15 protein-coding genes are annotated in these 19,266 nt (G+C 57.5%); 13 read left to right on the top strand and 2 right to left on the bottom strand.

The genetic code is table 11. The features are described 5' to 3' along the window. Positions 1 to 99: 99 nt before the first annotated feature. From ES815_RS08315 to gntU, 4 genes are all read left to right on the top strand, one after another. Positions 100 to 795, top strand: coding sequence for a pirin family protein (locus ES815_RS08315; protein WP_142487411.1), 696 nt, complete (start codon positions 100 to 102; stop codon positions 793 to 795). Between the two features lie 99 nt (positions 796 to 894). Beyond that, on the top strand, positions 895 to 1,890 hold the full coding sequence (gene gntR / locus ES815_RS08310; RefSeq protein WP_142487410.1) for a gluconate operon transcriptional repressor GntR: 996 nt from the start codon (positions 895 to 897) through the stop codon (positions 1,888 to 1,890). A 126-nt stretch (positions 1,891 to 2,016) separates the two neighbouring features. Further along, positions 2,017 to 2,544, top strand: coding sequence for a gluconokinase (gntK, locus tag ES815_RS08305; protein ID WP_142487409.1), 528 nt, complete (start codon positions 2,017 to 2,019; stop codon positions 2,542 to 2,544). 3 nt (positions 2,545 to 2,547) lie between these two features. Further along, on the top strand, positions 2,548 to 3,888 hold the full coding sequence (gntU, locus tag ES815_RS08300) for a gluconate transporter (RefSeq protein WP_142487408.1): 1,341 nt from the start codon (positions 2,548 to 2,550) through the stop codon (positions 3,886 to 3,888). A 91-nt stretch (positions 3,889 to 3,979) separates the two neighbouring features. Here the strand turns inward: gntU and ES815_RS08295 are convergent, their stop codons facing one another. Continuing rightward, positions 3,980 to 4,573, bottom strand: a complete 594-nt coding sequence (locus ES815_RS08295) for a YhgN family NAAT transporter (RefSeq protein WP_032614883.1) — start codon at positions 4,571 to 4,573, stop codon at positions 3,980 to 3,982. 177 nt (positions 4,574 to 4,750) lie between these two features. On the opposite strand from ES815_RS08295, the gene asd reads away from it, so the two are divergent. The 6 genes from asd to glgP all read left to right on the top strand — a co-directional run bounded on the left by asd (position 4,751) and on the right by glgP (position 15,476). Next, positions 4,751 to 5,854, top strand: a complete 1,104-nt coding sequence (gene asd, locus ES815_RS08290) for an aspartate-semialdehyde dehydrogenase (protein ID WP_142487407.1) — start codon at positions 4,751 to 4,753, stop codon at positions 5,852 to 5,854. A 248-nt stretch (positions 5,855 to 6,102) separates the two neighbouring features. Then, on the top strand, positions 6,103 to 8,289 hold the full coding sequence (gene glgB, locus ES815_RS08285; RefSeq protein ID WP_142487406.1) for a 1,4-alpha-glucan branching enzyme: 2,187 nt from the start codon (positions 6,103 to 6,105) through the stop codon (positions 8,287 to 8,289). Next, entirely contained in the window at positions 8,286 to 10,262 is a 1,977-nt protein-coding gene (gene glgX, locus ES815_RS08280; protein WP_142487405.1) for a glycogen debranching protein GlgX, read from the top strand. The genes glgB and glgX overlap by 4 nt, the downstream gene beginning before the upstream one ends. 18 nt (positions 10,263 to 10,280) lie before the next feature. Then, positions 10,281 to 11,576: a glucose-1-phosphate adenylyltransferase gene (gene glgC / locus ES815_RS08275; protein WP_142487404.1), complete on the top strand. Its 1,296-nt coding sequence runs from the start codon at positions 10,281 to 10,283 to the stop codon at positions 11,574 to 11,576. Further along, entirely contained in the window at positions 11,576 to 13,009 is a 1,434-nt protein-coding gene (glgA, locus tag ES815_RS08270) for a glycogen synthase GlgA (protein WP_142487403.1), read from the top strand. The genes glgC and glgA overlap by 1 nt, the downstream gene beginning before the upstream one ends. A 19-nt stretch (positions 13,010 to 13,028) precedes the next feature. After that, positions 13,029 to 15,476 carry a glycogen phosphorylase gene (gene glgP, locus ES815_RS08265; protein ID WP_142487402.1) on the top strand — a complete coding sequence of 816 codons (2,448 nt, stop codon included), beginning with the start codon at positions 13,029 to 13,031 and terminating at the stop codon, positions 15,474 to 15,476. A gap of 90 nt (positions 15,477 to 15,566) precedes the next feature. Here the strand turns inward: glgP and glpD are convergent, their stop codons facing one another. After that, complete coding sequence (gene glpD, locus ES815_RS08260) at positions 15,567 to 17,075, bottom strand: glycerol-3-phosphate dehydrogenase (protein ID WP_142487401.1); 1,509 nt, start codon at positions 17,073 to 17,075, stop codon at positions 15,567 to 15,569. A 207-nt stretch (positions 17,076 to 17,282) separates the two neighbouring features. On the opposite strand from glpD, the gene glpE reads away from it, so the two are divergent. Genes glpE through ES815_RS08245 form a run of 3 tightly spaced genes read left to right on the top strand, consistent with a single transcriptional unit; the run spans position 17,283 to position 19,264 of the window. Further along, positions 17,283 to 17,612: a thiosulfate sulfurtransferase GlpE gene (glpE, locus tag ES815_RS08255; protein WP_032614862.1), complete on the top strand. Its 330-nt coding sequence runs from the start codon at positions 17,283 to 17,285 to the stop codon at positions 17,610 to 17,612. Positions 17,613 to 17,656: 44 nt separating this feature from the next. After that, positions 17,657 to 18,487, top strand: coding sequence for a rhomboid family intramembrane serine protease GlpG (gene glpG / locus ES815_RS08250; RefSeq protein ID WP_142487400.1), 831 nt, complete (start codon positions 17,657 to 17,659; stop codon positions 18,485 to 18,487). Between the two features lie 18 nt (positions 18,488 to 18,505). Further along, positions 18,506 to 19,264, top strand: a complete 759-nt coding sequence (locus tag ES815_RS08245; RefSeq protein ID WP_142487399.1) for a DeoR/GlpR family transcriptional regulator — start codon at positions 18,506 to 18,508, stop codon at positions 19,262 to 19,264. The last annotated feature ends 2 nt before the right edge of the window (positions 19,265 to 19,266 follow it).

The raw sequence follows: 19,266 nt of genomic DNA, 5'->3' as shown, positions 1-19,266 counted from the left end.
TTCAGATATTTTGAACAGAGGAGTCAATTTTCACCCTCTATGATCCCGGGTCGATTGCGTCCACACTTACTCCATCGAAACGAACTGAGGGTAAAAACAATGATCTTCTTACGCAAAGCAAACGACCGCGGTCACGCAAATCATGGTTGGCTGGACTCATGGCACAGCTTCTCGTTTGCCGATTATTATGACCCGAACTTTATGGGTTTCTCGGCACTGCGAGTGATTAACGATGACGTGATCGATGCCGGCCAAGGCTTTGGTACCCACCCGCACAAAGACATGGAAATCCTGACCTACGTTCTGGACGGCGCAGTTGAGCACCAGGACAGCATGGGTAACAAAGAGCAGGTTCCTGCGGGTGAGTTCCAGATTATGAGTGCGGGTACCGGGGTGCGTCACTCCGAATACAACCCAAGCAAAACCGACCGCCTGCGTCTGTACCAGATCTGGATCATTCCGGAAGCGAAAGGTATCACCCCGCGCTACGAGCAGCGTCGCTTTGACGCCGAGCAGGGGAAACAGCTGGTTCTGTCTCCGGATGCCCGTGACGGCTCGCTGAAAGTGCATCAGGATATGGAGCTGTACCGCTGGGCGCTGGCGAAAGACGAGCAGTCCGTGCACCAGATCGCCGCGAACCGCAAAGTGTGGATCCAGGTGGTAAAAGGCGAGGTGACCATCAACGGCACCAAAGCGACCACCAGCGATGGTCTGGCCATCTGGGATGAGCAGGCGATCTCCGTCCATGCCGACAGCGCCGCTGAAATTCTGCTGTTCGACCTGCCGCCAGTCTAAAGAGTAAATAATTGTCCAGCCTTCCCTAATGGCAGGGAAGGTTGGTCTTTGTCCGTGATAAACTGAGGGAATCTATCACTACCGGTTTCTCTCAGGACGATGAAAAAGAAAAGACCCGTACTTCAGGATGTAGCCGATCGCGTCGGTGTGACTAAAATGACGGTCAGCCGTTTCTTACGTAACCCGGAGCAGGTTTCCGTGGCGTTACGTGGCAAGATTGCCGCTGCTCTCGATGAACTGGGTTATATCCCCAACCGCGCTCCCGATATTCTCTCCAATGCGACCAGCCGTGCGGTAGGCGTCCTGCTCCCCTCCTTAACCAACCAGGTCTTCGCGGAAGTGCTCCGCGGCATCGAAAGCGTCACCGACGCCTTTGGCTATCAGACCATGCTCGCTCACTATGGGTACAAACCGGAACTGGAAGAAGAACGTCTGGAGTCGATGCTCTCCTGGAACATTGACGGCCTGATCCTGACCGAACGCACCCACACCGCGCGCACGCTGAAGATGATCGAAGTGGCGGGTATTCCGGTGGTCGAGCTGATGGACAGCCAGTCGCCCTGTCTTGATATCGCCGTCGGGTTCGATAACTTTGAAGCCGCCCGCCAGATGACGGCAGCAATCATCGCCCGCGGTCATCGTCATGTCGCCTATCTTGGCGCACGTCTGGATGAACGTACTATCATCAAACAGAAGGGATACGAGCAGGCGATGCTCGACGCGAGCTTAACGCCCTACAGCGTGATGGTAGAGCAGTCTTCTTCCTACACCTCCGGCATTGAGCTGATGCGCCAGGCCCGTCGCGAGTATCCGCAGCTTGATGGCATCTTCTGTACTAACGATGACCTCGCGGTCGGCGCCGCCTTTGAATGCCAGCGTCTGGGGCTGAAGATCCCGGGTGATATGGCGATTGCCGGTTTCCACGGTCACGACATCGGTCAGGTCATGGAGCCGCGTCTGGCAAGCGTCCTGACCCCGCGTGAGCGCATGGGCCGTATCGGTGCGGAACGCCTGCTGGCGCGCATTCGTGGCGAAACGGTGACGCCTAAAATGTTAGATTTAGGTTTCACGCTGTCACCAGGTGGATCTATTTAGGGTGACAAGTTTGAACTAGCTCACACTTATTCACTTCGCACACGTTTGGATATTGCTTCTCGTCAGCCCCGGCAGGACAATGTTACCGATAACTGTTACCCGTAACAATTGACTGAGGGACATACTTTGAGCACCACAAATCCAGATCACCACGTTTATGTCCTGATGGGCGTTTCCGGTAGCGGTAAATCCGCCGTTGCCAGCGAAGTGGCGCATCAAATTCATGCCGCGTTTCTTGATGGTGACTTTCTCCATCCGCGCAGCAATATCAACAAAATGGCCTCTGGCGAGCCGCTGAACGACGACGATCGTAAGCCGTGGTTACAGGCGCTGAACGATGCTGCATTTGCCATGCAGCGCACCAATAAAGTGTCGCTGATTGTCTGCTCCGCGCTGAAAAAGACCTACCGCGACCAGCTGCGTGAAGGTAACGCCAATCTCTCCTTTATCTACCTGAAGGGCGATTTCGACGTGATTGAAACCCGCCTGAAAGCGCGTAAAGGGCACTTCTTCAAAACCCAGATGCTGGTAACGCAGTTCGAAACCCTGCAGGAGCCGGGCGTGGATGAAAGTGATGTGCTGGTCGTGGATATCGATCAGCCGCTGGACGGTGTTGTCGCAAGCACCATTGAGGTCATTAACAAAAGGCAGTAAGTTTTGAGTACGTTAACGCTTGTTTTAACAGCAGTCGGCTCCGTGCTGTTGCTGCTGTTTTTGGTAATGAAGGCCCGTATGCACGCCTTCGTTGCTTTGATGGTGGTATCCATTGGTGCAGGTCTCTTTTCCGGAATGCCGCTCGACAAAATCGCCGCGACCATGGAAAAAGGGATGGGAGGCACGCTAGGCTTCCTGGCGATTGTGGTCGCGCTTGGCGCGATGTTTGGCAAAATCCTGCATGAAACCGGCGCGGTCGATCAGATCGCCGTCAAAATGCTGAAATCTTTCGGCCACAGCCGGGCGCACTACGCGATTGGTCTGGCCGGTCTGATCTGCGCGCTGCCGCTGTTCTTTGAGGTGGCCGTCGTGCTGCTGATTAGCGTGGCCTTCTCCATGGCGCGCCATACCGGCACTAACCTGGTGAAGCTGGTGATCCCTCTGTTTGCCGGTGTGGCAGCGGCGGCGGCATTTCTGCTGCCGGGGCCTGCGCCGATGCTGCTGGCCTCGCAGATGCACGCTGACTTCGGCTGGATGATCCTGATTGGCCTCTGCGCCGCGATCCCGGGCATGCTGATTGCCGGTCCGCTGTGGGGCAACTTCATCAGCCGTTACGTTGAGCTGCACATCCCGGGCGACGTCACCGAGCCGCACCTGGGCGAGGGCAAAATGCCGTCGTTCGGCTTCAGCCTCGCGCTGATCCTGCTGCCGCTGGTGCTGGTGGGGCTGAAAACCATCGCCGCGCGCTTTGTTCCGGTCGGTTCAAGCGCTTACGAGTGGTTTGAGTTTATCGGCCATCCGTTCACCGCGATTCTGGTCGCCTGTCTGGTTGCCATCTATGGCCTGGCGATGCGTCAGGGGATGCCGAAAGACCGGGTGATGGAGATCTGCGGTGCTGCGCTGCAGCCTGCGGGTATTATCCTGCTGGTTATTGGTGCGGGCGGCGTGTTCAAGCAGGTGCTGGTGGATTCCGGCGTCGGCCCGGCTCTAGGCGAAGCCCTGACCGGGATGGGCCTGCCGATTGCGGTGACCTGTTTCGTGCTGGCTGCGGCTGTACGTATTATTCAGGGCTCCGCCACCGTAGCCTGCTTAACGGCAGTGGGCCTGGTGATGCCGGTGATTGAGCAGCTGAACTACTCCGGTGCGCAGATGGCAGCGCTGTCTATCTGTATCGCGGGTGGGTCGATTGTGGTGTCACACGTTAACGATGCGGGCTTCTGGCTGTTCGGTAAATTTACCGGCGCGACCGAAGCGCAAACCCTGAAAACCTGGACGATGATGGAAACTATCCTCGGCACCACCGGGGCGATTGTCGGGATGATTGCGTTTACGCTGTTGAGCTAGCGGCAGTGCCCGGCGGCGCGTTGCTTGCCGGGCCTACAAAACCAGACCGTAGGCCGGGTAAGCGCAAGCGCCACCCGGCTTTTTTACATCCTCACCCCTTCATCCACGCCCTGATCCCATCCAGGAACATCTGCGTCGCCATCATCACCAGAATTAACCCCATCAACCGCTCCAGCGCATTGACCCCTTTCTCGCCCAGCAGGCGTAAAAACAGCGATGACTGCAGCAGGATGATGAAGGTCCCGCCCCAGGCTATCAGCAGGGCAATCACCAGATGGCTCATCTGATTCGGGTACTGATGCGACAGCAGCATCAGGGTTGCCAGAATGGTCGGCCCGGCGACCAGAGGAATGGCCAGCGGCACAATAAATGGCTCTTCACCCGCAGGCAGGCCGCTGCTGCTGCCTTCGCTGCTCGGGAAAATCATTTTGATGGCAATCAGGAACAGAATAATCCCGCCGGAGATGGAGACCGTTTCAGCGCGCAAATTCAGGAATGCGAGGATTTTCTCGCCGGCAAACAGGAAGATAAACATCACCAGCAGGGCGATGAGCAGCTCGCGGATCATGATGGCCCGACGGCGCTTCGGCTCGGTGTGCTTCAGCACCGACATGAAGATCGGCAGGTTTCCGAGTGGATCCATAATTAGGATCAATAAAACAGCTGCGGAAATGATTTCACTCATCGTAGGTTATCCCTGATACTTGTATGGTTTCTCGGATGATTAGCTCTTTTTCTGATAGCCGGGCAATCATCGATTAATTTCGCTTGCGACTTTGGCAGCATTTTGTAATGTGAAGCATATCCCAGTTCAATACTGGCTTGCATAAACAGCACACACCCTCTGCAGGAAAAAAATGCTATGAAAAACGTTGGTTTTATCGGCTGGCGCGGTATGGTCGGCTCTGTACTCATGCAACGCATGGTTGAAGAGCGCGATTTCGACGCTATCCGCCCGGTCTTCTTCTCCACTTCCCAGCTCGGCCAGGCTGCACCGTCCTTTGGGGGTACCACAGGCACGTTGCAGGATGCTTACGATCTGGAAGCGTTGAAGGCGCTGGACATTATTGTCACCTGCCAGGGCGGCGATTATACCAACGAAATTTATCCAAAGCTTCGTGAAAGCGGCTGGCAGGGCTACTGGATTGACGCGGCCTCTTCGTTGCGCATGAAAGACGACGCGATCATCATTCTTGACCCGGTTAACCAGGACGTCATCACCGATGGCCTGAACAAAGGCGTCAAAACCTTCGTGGGCGGTAACTGTACGGTCAGCCTGATGCTGATGTCGCTGGGCGGTCTGTTTGCCCAGGATCTGGTGGAGTGGGTCTCTGTGGCGACCTACCAGGCGGCCTCCGGCGGCGGCGCGCGCCATATGCGCGAGCTGCTGACCCAGATGGGCCAGCTGCACCACAGCGTGGCACAAGAGCTGGCAAACCCGGCGTCCGCTATTCTCGATATCGAGCGTAAAGTCACTCAGCTGACCCGCAGCGGCGAGCTGCCGGTAGATAACTTCGGCGTACCGCTGGCCGGTGGCCTGATCCCGTGGATCGACAAACAGCTGGATAACGGCCAGACCCGCGAAGAGTGGAAAGGCCAGGCGGAGACTAACAAAATCCTGCGTACCGCTTCCGCGATCCCGGTTGATGGCCTGTGCGTGCGCATCGGCGCGCTGCGCTGCCACAGCCAGGCATTCACAATTAAAATGAAAAAAGATGTATCCATACAAACTGTGGAGGAATTGCTCGCTTCGCACAATCAGTGGGCAAAAGTCATCCCTAATGACCGCGATATCACCATGCGTGAGCTGACCCCGGCTGCGGTCACCGGCACATTATCTACCCCTGTAGGACGCCTGCGTAAACTAAATATGGGCCCGGAATACCTGTCCGCCTTTACCGTCGGCGATCAGCTTCTGTGGGGTGCCGCAGAGCCGCTGCGCAGGATGCTACGCCAGCTGGCGTAATAAATACTTAATACTTAGGGGTGATTTATCACCCCTTTTTTTGCGTACTAAAGGACGAAAACGCAAATGATTCATTATTTTTCGGGAGTCATATAAAGCGTTGGCTATGCTTTATGCGGGATGTCACATATTCCGCCTGGAGGTTGGATGGAACAGAGAGGATGCACAAGGTGCTGTTCCATCCAGGTCACATTAAGGTCGTACCCGGTGGCGAAAGGGGCGGCAACTAAAAAAACAGGATGAATACCATGTCCGTTCGTATTGATAGAGACGTGATTAATGCGCTTATTGCGGGTCACTTTGCGGATCCATTTTCTGTACTTGGCATGCACCGCACTGAAGCTGGACTGGAAGTCCGTGCACTGTTACCTGACGCGACGGAGGTGTGGGTCATCGAACCCAAAACCGGGCGCAAGGTCGGTAAACTCGAATGTATCGATTCACGCGGCTTCTTCGCCGGCGTGATGGCCCGCCGTAAAAACGTCTTCCGTTATCAGCTCGCCGTCATCTGGCATGGTCAGCAGAACCTGATCGACGATCCCTATCGCTTCGGTCCGCTGCTGCAGGAGATGGATGCCTGGCTGCTGTCTGAGGGGACGCACCTGCGTCCCTATGAGACGCTCGGCGCCCATTCTGACACCATGGACGGCGTGACCGGCACCCGCTTTACCGTCTGGGCTCCGAATGCCCGGCGCGTGTCGGTGGTGGGGCAGTTCAACTACTGGGATGGCCGTCGCCACCCGATGCGCCTGCGTGGCGAGACCGGCATCTGGGAGCTGTTTATCCCCGGCGCGCAAAACGGCCAGCTGTACAAGTACGAGCTGATCGATGCGCACGGCAATCTGCGCATCAAAGCCGATCCCTATGCCTTCGAAGCGCAAATGCGCCCGGAAACCGCATCGCTCATTTGCGGTCTGCCGGAGAAAGTCGCCCAGAGCGAAGAACGCATCCGGGCCAACCAGTTCGATATGCCGATCTCCATTTATGAAGTCCATCTTGGCTCCTGGCGTCGTCATACCGATAACAACTTCTGGCTCAGCTACCGGGAGCTGGCCGACCAGCTGATCCCGTATGTGAAATGGATGGGCTTTACCCATCTGGAGCTGCTGCCCATTAATGAACACCCGTTCGACGGCAGCTGGGGTTATCAGCCGACCGGCATGTATGCCCCAACCCGCCGTTTCGGCACCCGCGACGACTTCCGCTACTTTATCAACGCCGCACACGCCGCCGGGCTGAACGTGATCCTCGACTGGGTGCCGGGCCACTTCCCGTCCGATGACTTTGGTCTGGCGGAGTTCGACGGCACCAGCCTGTATGAGCACAGCGATCCGCGCGAAGGCTATCACCAGGACTGGAATACCCTGATCTACAACTACGGTCGTCGGGAAGTGACCAACTATCTGGTGGGCAACGCGCTTTACTGGATCGAGCGTTTCGGCATTGATGCCCTGCGCGTGGACGCCGTCGCCTCGATGATCTACCGCGACTACAGCCGCAAAGAGGGAGAGTGGATCCCGAACGAGTTCGGCGGTCGTGAAAACCTGGAAGCCATTGAGTTCCTGCGTAACACCAACCGTATTCTTGGGGAGCAAACACCGGGTGCGGTGACGATGGCGGAAGAGTCCACGGACTTCCCGGGCGTTTCTCGGCCACCTTCGATGGGCGGCCTCGGCTTCTGGTTCAAGTGGAACCTCGGCTGGATGCACGACACCCTGGACTACATGAAGCTGGATCCGGTGCATCGCCAGTATCACCACAACAAGCTGACCTTCGGCATGCTCTACAACAGCACCGAAAACTTTGTTCTGCCGCTCTCCCACGACGAAGTGGTCCACGGCAAAAAATCGATTCTCGACCGTATGCCGGGCGATGCCTGGCAGAAGTTTGCCAACCTGCGCGCCTACTACGGCTGGATGTTCGCCTTCCCGGGCAAAAAACTGCTGTTTATGGGCAACGAGTTCGCCCAGGGCCGGGAGTGGAACCACGATACCAGTCTCGACTGGAACCTGCTGGAAGGGGGCGACAACTGGCATCACGGCGTTCAGCGTCTGGTGCGCGACCTCAACCATACCTATCGGCACCACAAAGCGCTGCACGAGCTGGACTTTGATGATTACGGCTTCGAGTGGCTGGTGGTGGATGACAACGAGCGCTCGGTGCTGATCTTTGTCCGTCGTGACAAAGTGGGTAACGAAATCATCGTTGCCAGTAACTTCACCCCGGTCACGCGTCACCACTACCGTTTCGGCATCAATCAGCCGGGCAAATGGCGTGAGGTGCTGAACACCGACTCCATGCATTACCACGGCAGCAACGCGGGCAATGGCGGGCTGGTGCAGAGCGATGAGCAGGAGAGCCATGGTCGACCACAGTCCCTGAGCCTCACTCTGCCGCCGCTGTCCACGATCTGGCTGGTGCGGGAGGGGGAATGACGCAGCTCGCTGCAGGTAACCCGGCGCCGCTCGGCGCACGCTACGATGGCAAAGGGGTGAACTTCACCCTCTTTTCCGCCAATGCGGATCGGGTTGAACTCTGCGTGTTTGACGAGAAGGGCATTGAACATCGTTACGATCTGGTGGGTCGCAGCGGCGATATCTGGCATGGCTACCTCGAGCATGCCCGGCCAGGCACCCATTATGGTTTCCGGGTGCATGGCCCCTGGGATCCGGCCAAAGGGCTGTTCTTTAACCCGGCCAAGCTGCTGCTCGACCCCTGTGCGTATCAGGTTGAAGGCACGCTGAAGGACGATGTTCTACTGCACAGCGGCAAAGTGACCGCCGATCACCGGGACAGTGCCGCGGTGGCACCCCGCAGCGTGGTGGTCAGCGACGATCGCTACGACTGGGAAGAGGACGCCGCCCCCAATACGCCCTGGGGCAAGACGGTCATCTATGAAGCCCACGTGAAAGGGCTGACGTATCTGCACCCTGGCATTCCGGAGGCGATCCGCGGCACCTACCGGGCGCTCGGTCACCCGGTGATGATTGCTTATTTTAAGCATCTCGGGATCACCGCCCTGGAATTATTACCGGTAGCCCATTTTGCCTCCGAGCCGCGACTGCAGCGCCTCGGTCTCAGCAACTACTGGGGCTATAACCCGATGGCGATGTTTGCCCTCGACCCGCGCTATGCCTCGCATCCCGAGCGGGCCCGGGATGAGTTTCGTGATGCGGTGAAGGCGCTACACGAAGCGGGTATTGAGGTCATTCTGGATATCGTGCTCAACCACAGTGCCGAGCTGGATCTGGAAGGCCCGACGTTCTCCCTGCGCGGAATTGATAACCCTAGCTATTATTGGTTAAGAGAGGATGGCGATTACCACAACTGGACCGGTTGCGGTAACACCCTCAATCTCAGCCATCCGGCGGTGGTGCAGTACGCGTATGAATGCCTGAAGTATTGGGTGGAAACCTTCCATATCGACGGCTTTCGTTTTGACCTGGCGTCAGTGATTGGACGCACGCCGGAATACAGCCCGCAGGCGCCGCTGTTTGAGGCAATTAAGAACTGCCCACTGCTCTCGGGCGTGAAGCTGATCGCGGAGCCCTGGGATATCGGCCCGGGCGGCTACCAGGTGGGGAATTTCCCGCCGCCGTTTGCCGAGTGGAACGACCACTATCGCGATACCGCGCGCCGCTTCTGGCTGGCGCGCGATCTGTCACTCGGCCAGTTTGCCGGGCGTTTCGCAGCTTCAAGCGATCTGTTCAAGCGCAACGGGCGACTGCCCTCCGCGTCGATCAACCTGGTCACCGCGCACGACGGGTTCACCCTGCGTGACTGCGTTTGTTTCAATCAGAAACACAATGAAGCCAATGGCGAAGAAAATCGTGATGGCACCTTCAATAACCACAGTTTTAACCATGGTATTGAAGGATTAAGTGGCAATCTGAATGTGATTGAGCGGCGCCGCGCCAGCGTGCACGCGCTGCTCACCACGCTGCTTTTGTCGCAAGGAACGCCGATGTTGCTGGCAGGCGATGAACATGGCCACAGCCAGCACGGTAACAACAATGCGTATTGCCAGGATAACCCGTTAACCTGGCTGGACTGGCAACAGGCCAACAGTGGATTAGCCGACTTTACCGCTGCGCTGATCCATCTGCGTCAGCAGATCCCGGCGCTCACCCTGAATCAGTGGTGGGAAGAGGGCGACGGCAATGTGTGCTGGCTGAATAAAGAGGCGCAACCGTTGGAAGCGAGTGAGTGGCAAAGCGGCGTGCCGTGCCTGCAAATCCTGCTTTCGGATAGCTGGCTTATCACGCTTAACGCCACAGATGAGGTCGCAGAAATTGTTTTACCCGAAGGGGAGTGGCGGGCCATCCCCCCATTTGCCGGAGAGGATAATCCGGTCGTTATGACTGCCTGGCATGGGCCTGCGCACGGTGTATGTGTATTCCAGAGATGATAATAAAAGGAGTTGATCATGGTTAGGTTAGATAAGAACGACCCTCTAATGTTGGCGCGTCAGCTGCCATTGAAGTCTGTTGCCCTGATTCTTGCTGGCGGCCGCGGTACCCGATTAAAAGATTTAACGATTAAGCGCGCCAAGCCCGCCGTCCACTTCGGCGGTAAATTCCGTATTATCGATTTTGCCCTGTCAAACTGCCTGAATTCAGGCATTCGCCGTATTGGCGTGATCACCCAGTACCAGTCACACACTCTGGTGCAGCATATTCAGCGCGGCTGGTCGTTCTTCAGTGAGGAGATGAACGAGTTTGTCGACCTGTTACCTGCCCAACAGCGCGTGCACGGCGAAAACTGGTATCGCGGTACTGCCGATGCGGTGACGCAAAACCTCGACATTATTCGTCGCTACGACGCCGAGTATGTGGTGATCCTCGCCGGGGACCACATCTACAAGCAGGACTACTCGCGCATGCTCATCGACCATGTCGAAAAAGGGGCGCGCTGCACCGTAGCCTGTATGCCGGTGCCCGTTGCCGAAGCGACGGCCTTTGGCGTGATGGCGGTGGATGAAAACGACAAAGTGATCGATTTCGTTGAAAAACCGGCGAACCCGCCATCCATGCCGGGGGACGACACCAAAGCGCTGGCCAGTATGGGGATCTATGTCTTTGATGCTGATTACCTTTATCAGCTGCTGGAAGAAGACGACAAGGATGAGAAATCCAGCCACGACTTCGGCAAAGATATCATCCCGAAAATCACCAAATCTGGCATGGCCTATGCACATCCGTTCCCACTGTCCTGCGTACAGTCCGATCCTAATTCAGAACCTTACTGGCGCGATGTCGGCACCCTGGAAGCGTACTGGAAGGCGAACCTCGATCTGGCCTCGGTGACCCCGGAACTGGATATGTACGACCACAACTGGCCGATCCGTACCCATATGGAATCCCTGCCGCCGGCGAAATTTGTGCAGGACCGCTCGGGCAGCCACGGCATGACGCTGAATTCGCTGGTCTCCGGCGGGTGCATTATTTCCGGCTCGGTGGTGGTGCAGTCGGTGCTGTTCCCGCGCGTGCGGGTGAACTCCTTCTGCAACATTGATTCGTCAGTATTGTTACCCGACGTCTGGGTTGGCCGCTCGTGCCGCCTGCGTCGTTGCGTTATCGACCGTGCCTGCGTCATTCCGGAAGGCATGGTAATTGGAGAAAACGCGGAAGAGGACGCGCGCCGTTTCTACCGCTCAGAAGAAGGCATCGTGCTGGTTACGCGTGAAATGCTGCGTAAACTGCAGATCAAACAGGAGCGATGATGCAGGTTTTACACGTTTGTTCTGAGATGTTCCCGTTGCTGAAAACCGGCGGGTTGGCGGATGTGATTGGGGCGCTACCGGCGGCGCAAATTGCCGGTGGGGTCGATACTCGCGTGCTGTTACCCGCTTTTCCCGATATTCGTCGCGGCATCCCTGACGCCCAGATCGTCAGCCGCCGCGATACCTTTGCCGGGCGCATCACATTACTGTTTGGTCATTACAACGGTGTGGGCATTTACCTGATTGACGCCCCGCATCTGTATGACCGCCCAGGGAGCCCGTACCACGACACCAACTTATTTGCCTATACCGATAACGTGCTGCGTTTTGCGCTGCTCGGCTGGGTCGGGGCGGAGATGGCCTCCGGGCTGGATCCGTTCTGGCGCCCGGACGTAGTGCACGCCCACGACTGGCACGCCGGGCTGGCTCCGGCGTATCTGGCGGCGCGTGGCCATCCGGCGAAGTCGGTCTTTACCGTGCATAACCTGGCCTATCAGGGGATGTATTTAGCCAAACATATGGATGACATCGATCTGCCATGGTCGTTCTTTAATATCCATGGGCTGGAGTTTAACGGGCAGATTTCATTCCTTAAGGCCGGGCTGTACTACGCCGATCACATCACCGCCGTGAGCCCGACCTACGCGCGGGAGATCACCGAGCCGCAGTTTGGCTACGGCATGGAGGGGCTGCTCGCGCAACGCCAGCGCGAAGGACGTCTGTCGGGCATTCTCAACGGCGTGGATGAAAAAATCTGGAGTCCGGAGTCGGACCTGCTGCTGACCGCGCGCTACAACCGCGATTCGGTGGAAGATAAGGCCGAGAACAAACGTCAGCTACAGATCGCCATGGGGCTGAAGGTCAACGAAAAGGTGCCGCTGTTTGCGGTAGTGAGCCGTCTGACCAGCCAGAAAGGGCTCGATCTGGTGCTCGAGGCGCTGCCGGGCCTGCTGGAGCAGGGCGGACAGCTGGCGCTGCTGGGTGCCGGCGATCCGGTATTGCAGGAGGGCTTCCTCGCGGCCGCGGCCGAGCATCCGGGTCAGGTGGGCGTGCAGATCGGCTATCACGAAGCGTTTTCGCACCGCATCATGGCGGGCGCCGACGTTATCCTGGTCCCGAGTCGTTTTGAGCCCTGTGGCTTAACCCAGCTGTATGGCCTGAAGTACGGCACGCTGCCTCTGGTGCGTCGTACCGGCGGGCTGGCGGATACCGTATCCGACACCTCGCTGGAGAACCTGGCAGACGGAATCGCCAGCGGATTTGTCTTTGAGGACAGTAATGCCTGGTCGCTGTTACGCGCGATTCGGCGTGCCTTCGTGTTGTGGTCCCGTCCCTCTTTGTGGCGTTTTGTTCAGCGCCAGGCGATGGCCATGGATTTTAGCTGGCAAGTTGCGGCGCAGTCCTACCGCGATCTTTATCAACGCTTGATGTAACAATGCTGGAATCAGAGATATGAATGCACCTTTTTCCTATGCGTCTCCCACGGTAAGCATTGAGGCGTTAAAGCACTCAATCGCTTACAAGCTGATGTTCACCATCGGCAAAGATCCGGTGATTGCCAACAAACACGAATGGCTTAACGCCACCCTGTTTGCCGTGCGCGACCGGCTGGTTGAACGCTGGCTGCGCTCTAACCGCGCCCAGCTCTCACAGGAGACCCGTCAGGTTTATTATCTGTCGATGGAGTTTTTGATTGGCCGCACCCTCTCCAATGCGCTGTTGTCGCTGGGAATCTATGACGACGTAAAGACCGCACTGGAAGAGATGGGGTTAGATTTAGAAGAGCTGATTGACGAAGAGAACGACCCCGGCTTAGGCAACGGCGGTCTCGGTCGTCTGGCGGCCTGTTTCCTCGACTCGCTGGCAACGCTCGCCCTGCCGGGACGCGGCTACGGTATCCGCTACGATTACGGCATGTTCAAACAGAACATCGTCGATGGCCGGCAGAAAGAGTCCCCGGACTACTGGCTGGAGTACGGCAACCCGTGGGAGTTCAAGCGTCACAACACCCGCTATAAAGTCCGCTTTGGCGGCCGTATCCAGCAGGAAGGCAAAAAGAGCCGCTGGGTCGAAACCGAAGAGATCCTGGCCGTGGCCTACGACCAGATCATCCCGGGCTACGACACCGACGCGACCAACACGCTGCGCCTGTGGAATGCCCAGGCCAGTAGCGCGATTAACCTCGGTAAATTCAATCAGGGCGACTACTTCGCGGCGGTGGAAGACAAAAACCACTCCGAGAACGTCTCCCGTGTGCTGTACCCGGATGACTCCACCTATTCCGGGCGCGAGCTGCGTCTGCGTCAGGAGTACTTCCTGGTCTCCGCGACCATTCAGGACATCCTGAGCCGCCACTACCAGCTGCATAAAACTTACGCCAACCTGGCGGAAAAAACCGCCATCCACCTCAACGACACCCACCCGGTGCTGTCGATCCCGGAGCTGATGCGCCTGCTGATCGACGAACATAAGTTCAGCTGGGAAGAGGCGTTCGAGGTGACCTGCCAGGTCTTCTCCTACACTAACCACACGTTGATGAGCGAAGCGCTGGAAACCTGGCCGGTGGATATGCTCGGCAAAATCCTGCCGCGCCACCTGCAGATCATTTTTGAGATCAACGACTTCTTCCTGAAAACCTTGCAGGAGCAGTACCCGCACGACACCGGCCTGCTGAGCCGTACCTCGATCATTGATGAATCCAATGGCCGCCGGGTGCGCATGGCGTGGCTGGCGGTGGTGATCAGCCACAAGGTCAACGGCGTGTCGGAGCTGCACTCCAACCTGATGGTGCAGTCGCTGTTTGCCGACTTCGCGAAGATCTTCCCGATGCGTTTCTGCAACGTGACCAACGGGGTAACGCCGCGCCGCTGGCTGGCACTGGCGAACCAGCCGCTCTCCGACGTGCTCGACGAGAACATCGGCCGCAACTGGCGTACCGACTTAAGCCAGCTAAGCGAGCTGGAACAGCACGCCGATTTCCCGACGGTGAATAAAGCGGTGCGTGATGCCAAGCTGCTGAACAAAAAGCGGCTGGCGGTGTGGATGGCGCTGCATCTCAACGTGGTGGCCAACCCGAAAGCGCTGTTCGACGTGCAGATCAAACGTATCCACGAGTACAAGCGTCAGCTGATGAACGTGCTGCACGTGATCACCCGCTACAACCGCATCAAGGCCGATCCCGATGCCGACTGGGTGCCGCGTGTGAATATCTTTGCCGGTAAAGCGGCCTCGGCCTACTACATGGCGAAGCACATCATTCACCTGATCAACGACGTGGCGAAGGTGATCAACAACGATCCGCAGATTGGCGACAAGCTGAAGGTCGTCTTTATCCCTAACTACAGCGTGAGCCTGGCCCAGCTGATTATCCCGGCCGCCGATCTCTCCGAGCAGATCTCCACCGCGGGCACCGAAGCTTCCGGCACCAGTAACATGAAGTTTGCTCTTAACGGCGCGCTGACCATCGGCACGCTGGATGGCGCAAATGTCGAGATGCTGGAGCACGTGGGCGAAGATAATATCTTCATCTTCGGTAACACCACGGAAGAGGTTGAGGCCCTGCGTGCCAAAGGCTACTCGCCGCGTGATTATTACGAGAAGGATGAAGAGCTGCGTCAGGTGCTGACCCAGATCGCCACCGGGGTCTTTAACCCGGACGAGCCTGGCCGCTATCGCGACCTGGTGGATTCGCTGATTAACTTCGGGGATCACTACCAGGTGCTGGCAGACTACCGCAGCTATGTGGATTGTCAGGACAGGGTCGACGAGCTGTACCGCAAGCCGGAAGAGTGGACCACCAAAGCGATGCACAACATCGCCAACATGGGCTACTTCTCATCCGATCGCACCATCAAAGAGTATGCCGAGACCATCTGGCATATTGATCCGGTGAAGTTGTAAAAAATGCCGGGTGGCGGCTCCGCCTTACCCGGCCTACGATCCTGTGTCTTTTGTAGGCCCGGTAAGCGTTAGCGCCACCGGGCATTACTCTCAGGACGCCAGCGATAACTCACGCTTTCCCGTCCGCTCGGCCAGCCACAGCGCCACGCGGGACTGCTGCTCCGCATTCAGCCACATCCCTTCTTTGGTGCGACGCCACAGCGCATCGTCCGCGCGGCGTACCCACTCGTGGTCGGCTAAATAACGTAATTCCGCCTCGTAGAACTCGTGACCAAAATGTTCGCCCAGATCGCTGAGATCCTTCGCGTCACTCAGGATCAGCTCACTGTTGCTGCCGTAGGTGCGGGCAAAGTGGCGGGCCATGGATTCGCTGATAAACGGATAGCGACGGCGCAATTTCGCCGCGTAGTCATCGCGGTTGCCGCCGATATCACCGCCGGGCAGCACCGCGCCTTTGGTCCACGCCGGGCCGATACCCTGATAGAACGGGGCCAGTTTTTCCATCGCATGCTCTGCCAGCTTGCGATAGGTTGTGAGCTTACCGCCAAACACCGACAGCAGCGGCGCCTTGCCGTGGTCATCGTGAATATCGAGGGTGTAGTCGCGGGTGATGGCCTGCGGTGAGTCAGACTCGTCATCGCACAGCGGACGCACCCCGGAGTAGCTCCAGACCACATCGTCACGCGCCAGCGATTTCTTGAAGTGCGCGTTATACACCTTCAGCAGATAGCTGATTTCGCTTTCGTCGATAGCGACGCTTTTCGGATCGCCTTTGTACTCCACGTCGGTAGTACCGATGATAGAGAACTCATCTATCCATGGGATCACAAACACGATGCGCTTGTCTTCGTTTTGCAGAATATAGGCCTGCTTCTGGGTATGTACCCGCGGCACCACGATGTGGCTGCCTTTAATCAGACGGATGCCATACGGCGACGGCAGTTGCATCCCCTCGTCGAAGAACTGCTTCACCCACGGGCCGGTGGCGTTCACCAGACCGCGGGCCTGCCAGCTGAAACGCTCGCCGGTATCAATATCTTCGGCCTCGACGATCCACAGCCCTTTTTCCCGGCGGGCGGAAATGGCACGGGTACGGGTTTTCACCTCGCCGCCTTTGCGTTCAACCATTTGCGCGTTGGCGAGCACCAGGCGGGCATCATCCACCCAGCAGTCGGAATATTCGAATCCGCGCACGATTTCAGGCTTCAGCACCGAATCTGAGCCAAAACGCACACCGGCAGAAGCGGGCAGGCTGGTGCGTTTGCCCAGGTGATCGTACATAAACAGGCCAATGCGGATCATCCAGGCCGGACGCAGATGCGGACGGTGCGGCAGACGAAAACGCATCGGAGTCGCGATATGGGGGGCCATTTTCAGCAGCACTTCACGCTCGGCCAGCGCCTCACTGACCAGGCGGAACTCGTAGTGCTCCAGATAACGCAGGCCACCGTGGATCAGCTTAGAGCTGGCGGAGGAGGTAGCGCAGGCGAGATCCTGCGCTTCCAGCATCAGGACAGATAATCCGCGCCCGGCAGCGTCCGCCGCAATGCCCGCTCCGTTGATTCCGCCACCGATAACAATCAGATCTTTGGTTTCCATTGTATCCTCACGCACTTTCGTTAAAGCTCAAAAATGTTCGATATCGCTCATACTAGCAAAGGAAATGGATTTTAGTAACATCAAAAAAACAAATTTGAGTGATACAGCTAACATAATGGCGTTTACCCGCCGCCAGGACGTACACTAGCCGATAAGATAGTGAGGGCATCAGGCCGCACTGCACCTGCACAAACAACAGAGAGCACCATGGAACAATTTGAATGTATTAACGTAGAAGAAGCCCACCAGAAGATGCACCAGGGACTGGCGGTGCTGGTGGACATTCGCGATCCGCAAAGTTTCGCGATGGGCCACACGCCGGGCGCGTTTCATCTGACCAACGCTTCCCTGAGCGAATTTATGCGCGATAACGATTTTGAAACGCCGGTGATGGTGATGTGCTATCACGGCAACAGCAGCAAAGGCGCGGCGCAATACCTGCTGCAGCAGGGCTTTGAAGCGGTCTACAGCGTGGACGGCGGATTCGATGCATGGCACCGTCATTTCCCGGCAGAAGTCGAGCACGCCGGCATTTAGGGTATATACTGTCCCCTTTTGTGTGGAATAAGCGACTGCCGCCGATGCTGATGATTACCTCTTTTACCAACCCGCGCGTCGCCCAGGCGTTTGTCGATTACATGGCGACGCAGGGTGTTATCCTCACCATTCAACAACATACCCAGACCGACGTCTGGCTGGCGGATGAGAGCCAGGCCTCCCGGGTCAACGCCGAGCTGGCGCGTTTTCTGGAGAATCCCGGCGATGCGCGCTATCTGGCGGCAAGCTGGCAGTCCGGCCATACCGGCAGCGGGCTGCACTACCAGCGTTTTCCTTTTCTGGCGACCGTGCGTGAACGCGCGGGGCCGTTCACCCTGGTCTTAATGGCGGCCTGTATTCTGGTCTTCATTCTGATGAGCGTGGTGGGCGATCAGCAGGTCCTGCTGATGCTGGCCTGGCCGTATGATGCCTCCGTTGAGTTCGAGTTCTGGCGCTACTTCACCCACGCGCTGATGCACTTCTCGGTGCTGCATATCCTCTTTAACCTGCTGTGGTGGTGGTATCTCGGCGGGGCGGTGGAGACACGGCTCGGCAGCGGCAAGCTCATCGTGCTTACCCTTATCAGCGCACTGCTCAGCGGCTTTATCCAGCATAAGTTTGGCGGCCCATGGTTTGGCGGCCTCTCTGGCGTAGTCTACGCGCTGATGGGCTATGTCTGGCTGCGCGGCGAGCGCGATCCCGCGAGCGGCATCTACCTGCAGCGCGGTTTAATGGCCTTTGCATTAATCTGGATTATTGCCGGATGGTTTGATCTGTTTGGCATGGCGATTGCCAACGGCGCACACATGGCCGGGCTGGCAGTCGGGCTGGCGATGGCGTTTGCCGATACGCTAAATGCGCGAAAACGAACATAATTCTGGCAGGGAACTCTGATGAAACAAACACAACGTCATGACGCCATTATTGAACTGGTGAAAAAGCAGGGATACGTCAGCACCGAAGAGCTGGTGGAGCAGTTTGCCGTCAGCCCGCAGACCATTCGTCGTGACCTCAACGATCTGGCCGATCAGAACCGTATCCTGCGCCATCACGGGGGCGCGGCGCTGCCGTCCAGCTCGGTGAATACCTCCTGGCACGATCGCAAGGCGACGCAGACCTCTGAGAAAGAGCGTATTGCCCGCAAGGTGGCGAGCCAGATCCCCAATGGCGCGACGCTGTTTATCGACATCGGCACCACGCCGGAAGCGGTGGCCCACGCCCTGCTGAACCATGAGAACCTGCGGGTCGTCACCAACAACCTCAACGTGGCCACCACCCTGATGCAGAAAGAGGATTTTCGCATCATCCTGGCGGGCGGCGAGCTGCGCAGCCGTGACGGCGGCATTATTGGCGAAGCGACCCTCGACTTTATCTCCCAGTTCCGCCTCGACTTCGGCATCCTCGGCATCAGCGGGATCGATACCGATGGCTCATTGCTGGAGTTTGATTACCACGAAGTACGCACCAAGCGGGCGATTATCGAGAACTCGCGCCACGTGATGCTGGTAGTGGATCACTCCAAGTTTGGCCGTAACGCGATGGTGAATATGGGCAGTATCAGCATGGTGAACGCGGTTTACACCGACGTGATGCCGCCAGCGGGTGTGTTGAAGGTCATTAAAGATAATAACTTGCAGTTAGAACTGTGCTGAGT

The organism is Leclercia adecarboxylata (genome assembly GCF_006874705.1).
Lineage (GTDB): Bacteria > Pseudomonadota > Gammaproteobacteria > Enterobacterales > Enterobacteriaceae > Enterobacter > Enterobacter adecarboxylatus_C.
This window is presented reverse-complemented; position numbering and strand designations above follow the sequence as displayed.

Excerpts from the sequence above, each read along its gene's own strand:
- glgC (WP_142487404.1), top strand. The coding sequence starts at position 10,281 with ATGGTTAGGTTAGATAAGAACGACCCTCTAATGTTGGCGCGTCAGCTG.
- glpG (WP_142487400.1), top strand. The coding sequence starts at position 17,657 with ATGCTGATGATTACCTCTTTTACCAACCCGCGCGTCGCCCAGGCGTTT.
- glgB (WP_142487406.1), top strand. The coding sequence starts at position 6,103 with ATGTCCGTTCGTATTGATAGAGACGTGATTAATGCGCTTATTGCGGGT.
- asd (WP_142487407.1), top strand. The coding sequence starts at position 4,751 with ATGAAAAACGTTGGTTTTATCGGCTGGCGCGGTATGGTCGGCTCTGTA.
- glgX (WP_142487405.1), top strand. The coding sequence starts at position 8,286 with ATGACGCAGCTCGCTGCAGGTAACCCGGCGCCGCTCGGCGCACGCTAC.
- glgA (WP_142487403.1), top strand. The coding sequence starts at position 11,576 with ATGCAGGTTTTACACGTTTGTTCTGAGATGTTCCCGTTGCTGAAAACC.
- ES815_RS08245 (WP_142487399.1), top strand. The coding sequence starts at position 18,506 with ATGAAACAAACACAACGTCATGACGCCATTATTGAACTGGTGAAAAAG.
- ES815_RS08315 (WP_142487411.1), top strand. The coding sequence starts at position 100 with ATGATCTTCTTACGCAAAGCAAACGACCGCGGTCACGCAAATCATGGT.
- gntR (WP_142487410.1), top strand. The coding sequence starts at position 895 with ATGAAAAAGAAAAGACCCGTACTTCAGGATGTAGCCGATCGCGTCGGT.
- glpD (WP_142487401.1), bottom strand. The coding sequence starts at position 17,075 with ATGGAAACCAAAGATCTGATTGTTATCGGTGGCGGAATCAACGGAGCG.
- ES815_RS08295 (WP_032614883.1), bottom strand. The coding sequence starts at position 4,573 with ATGAGTGAAATCATTTCCGCAGCTGTTTTATTGATCCTAATTATGGAT.
- glgP (WP_142487402.1), top strand. The coding sequence starts at position 13,029 with ATGAATGCACCTTTTTCCTATGCGTCTCCCACGGTAAGCATTGAGGCG.
- glpE (WP_032614862.1), top strand. The coding sequence starts at position 17,283 with ATGGAACAATTTGAATGTATTAACGTAGAAGAAGCCCACCAGAAGATG.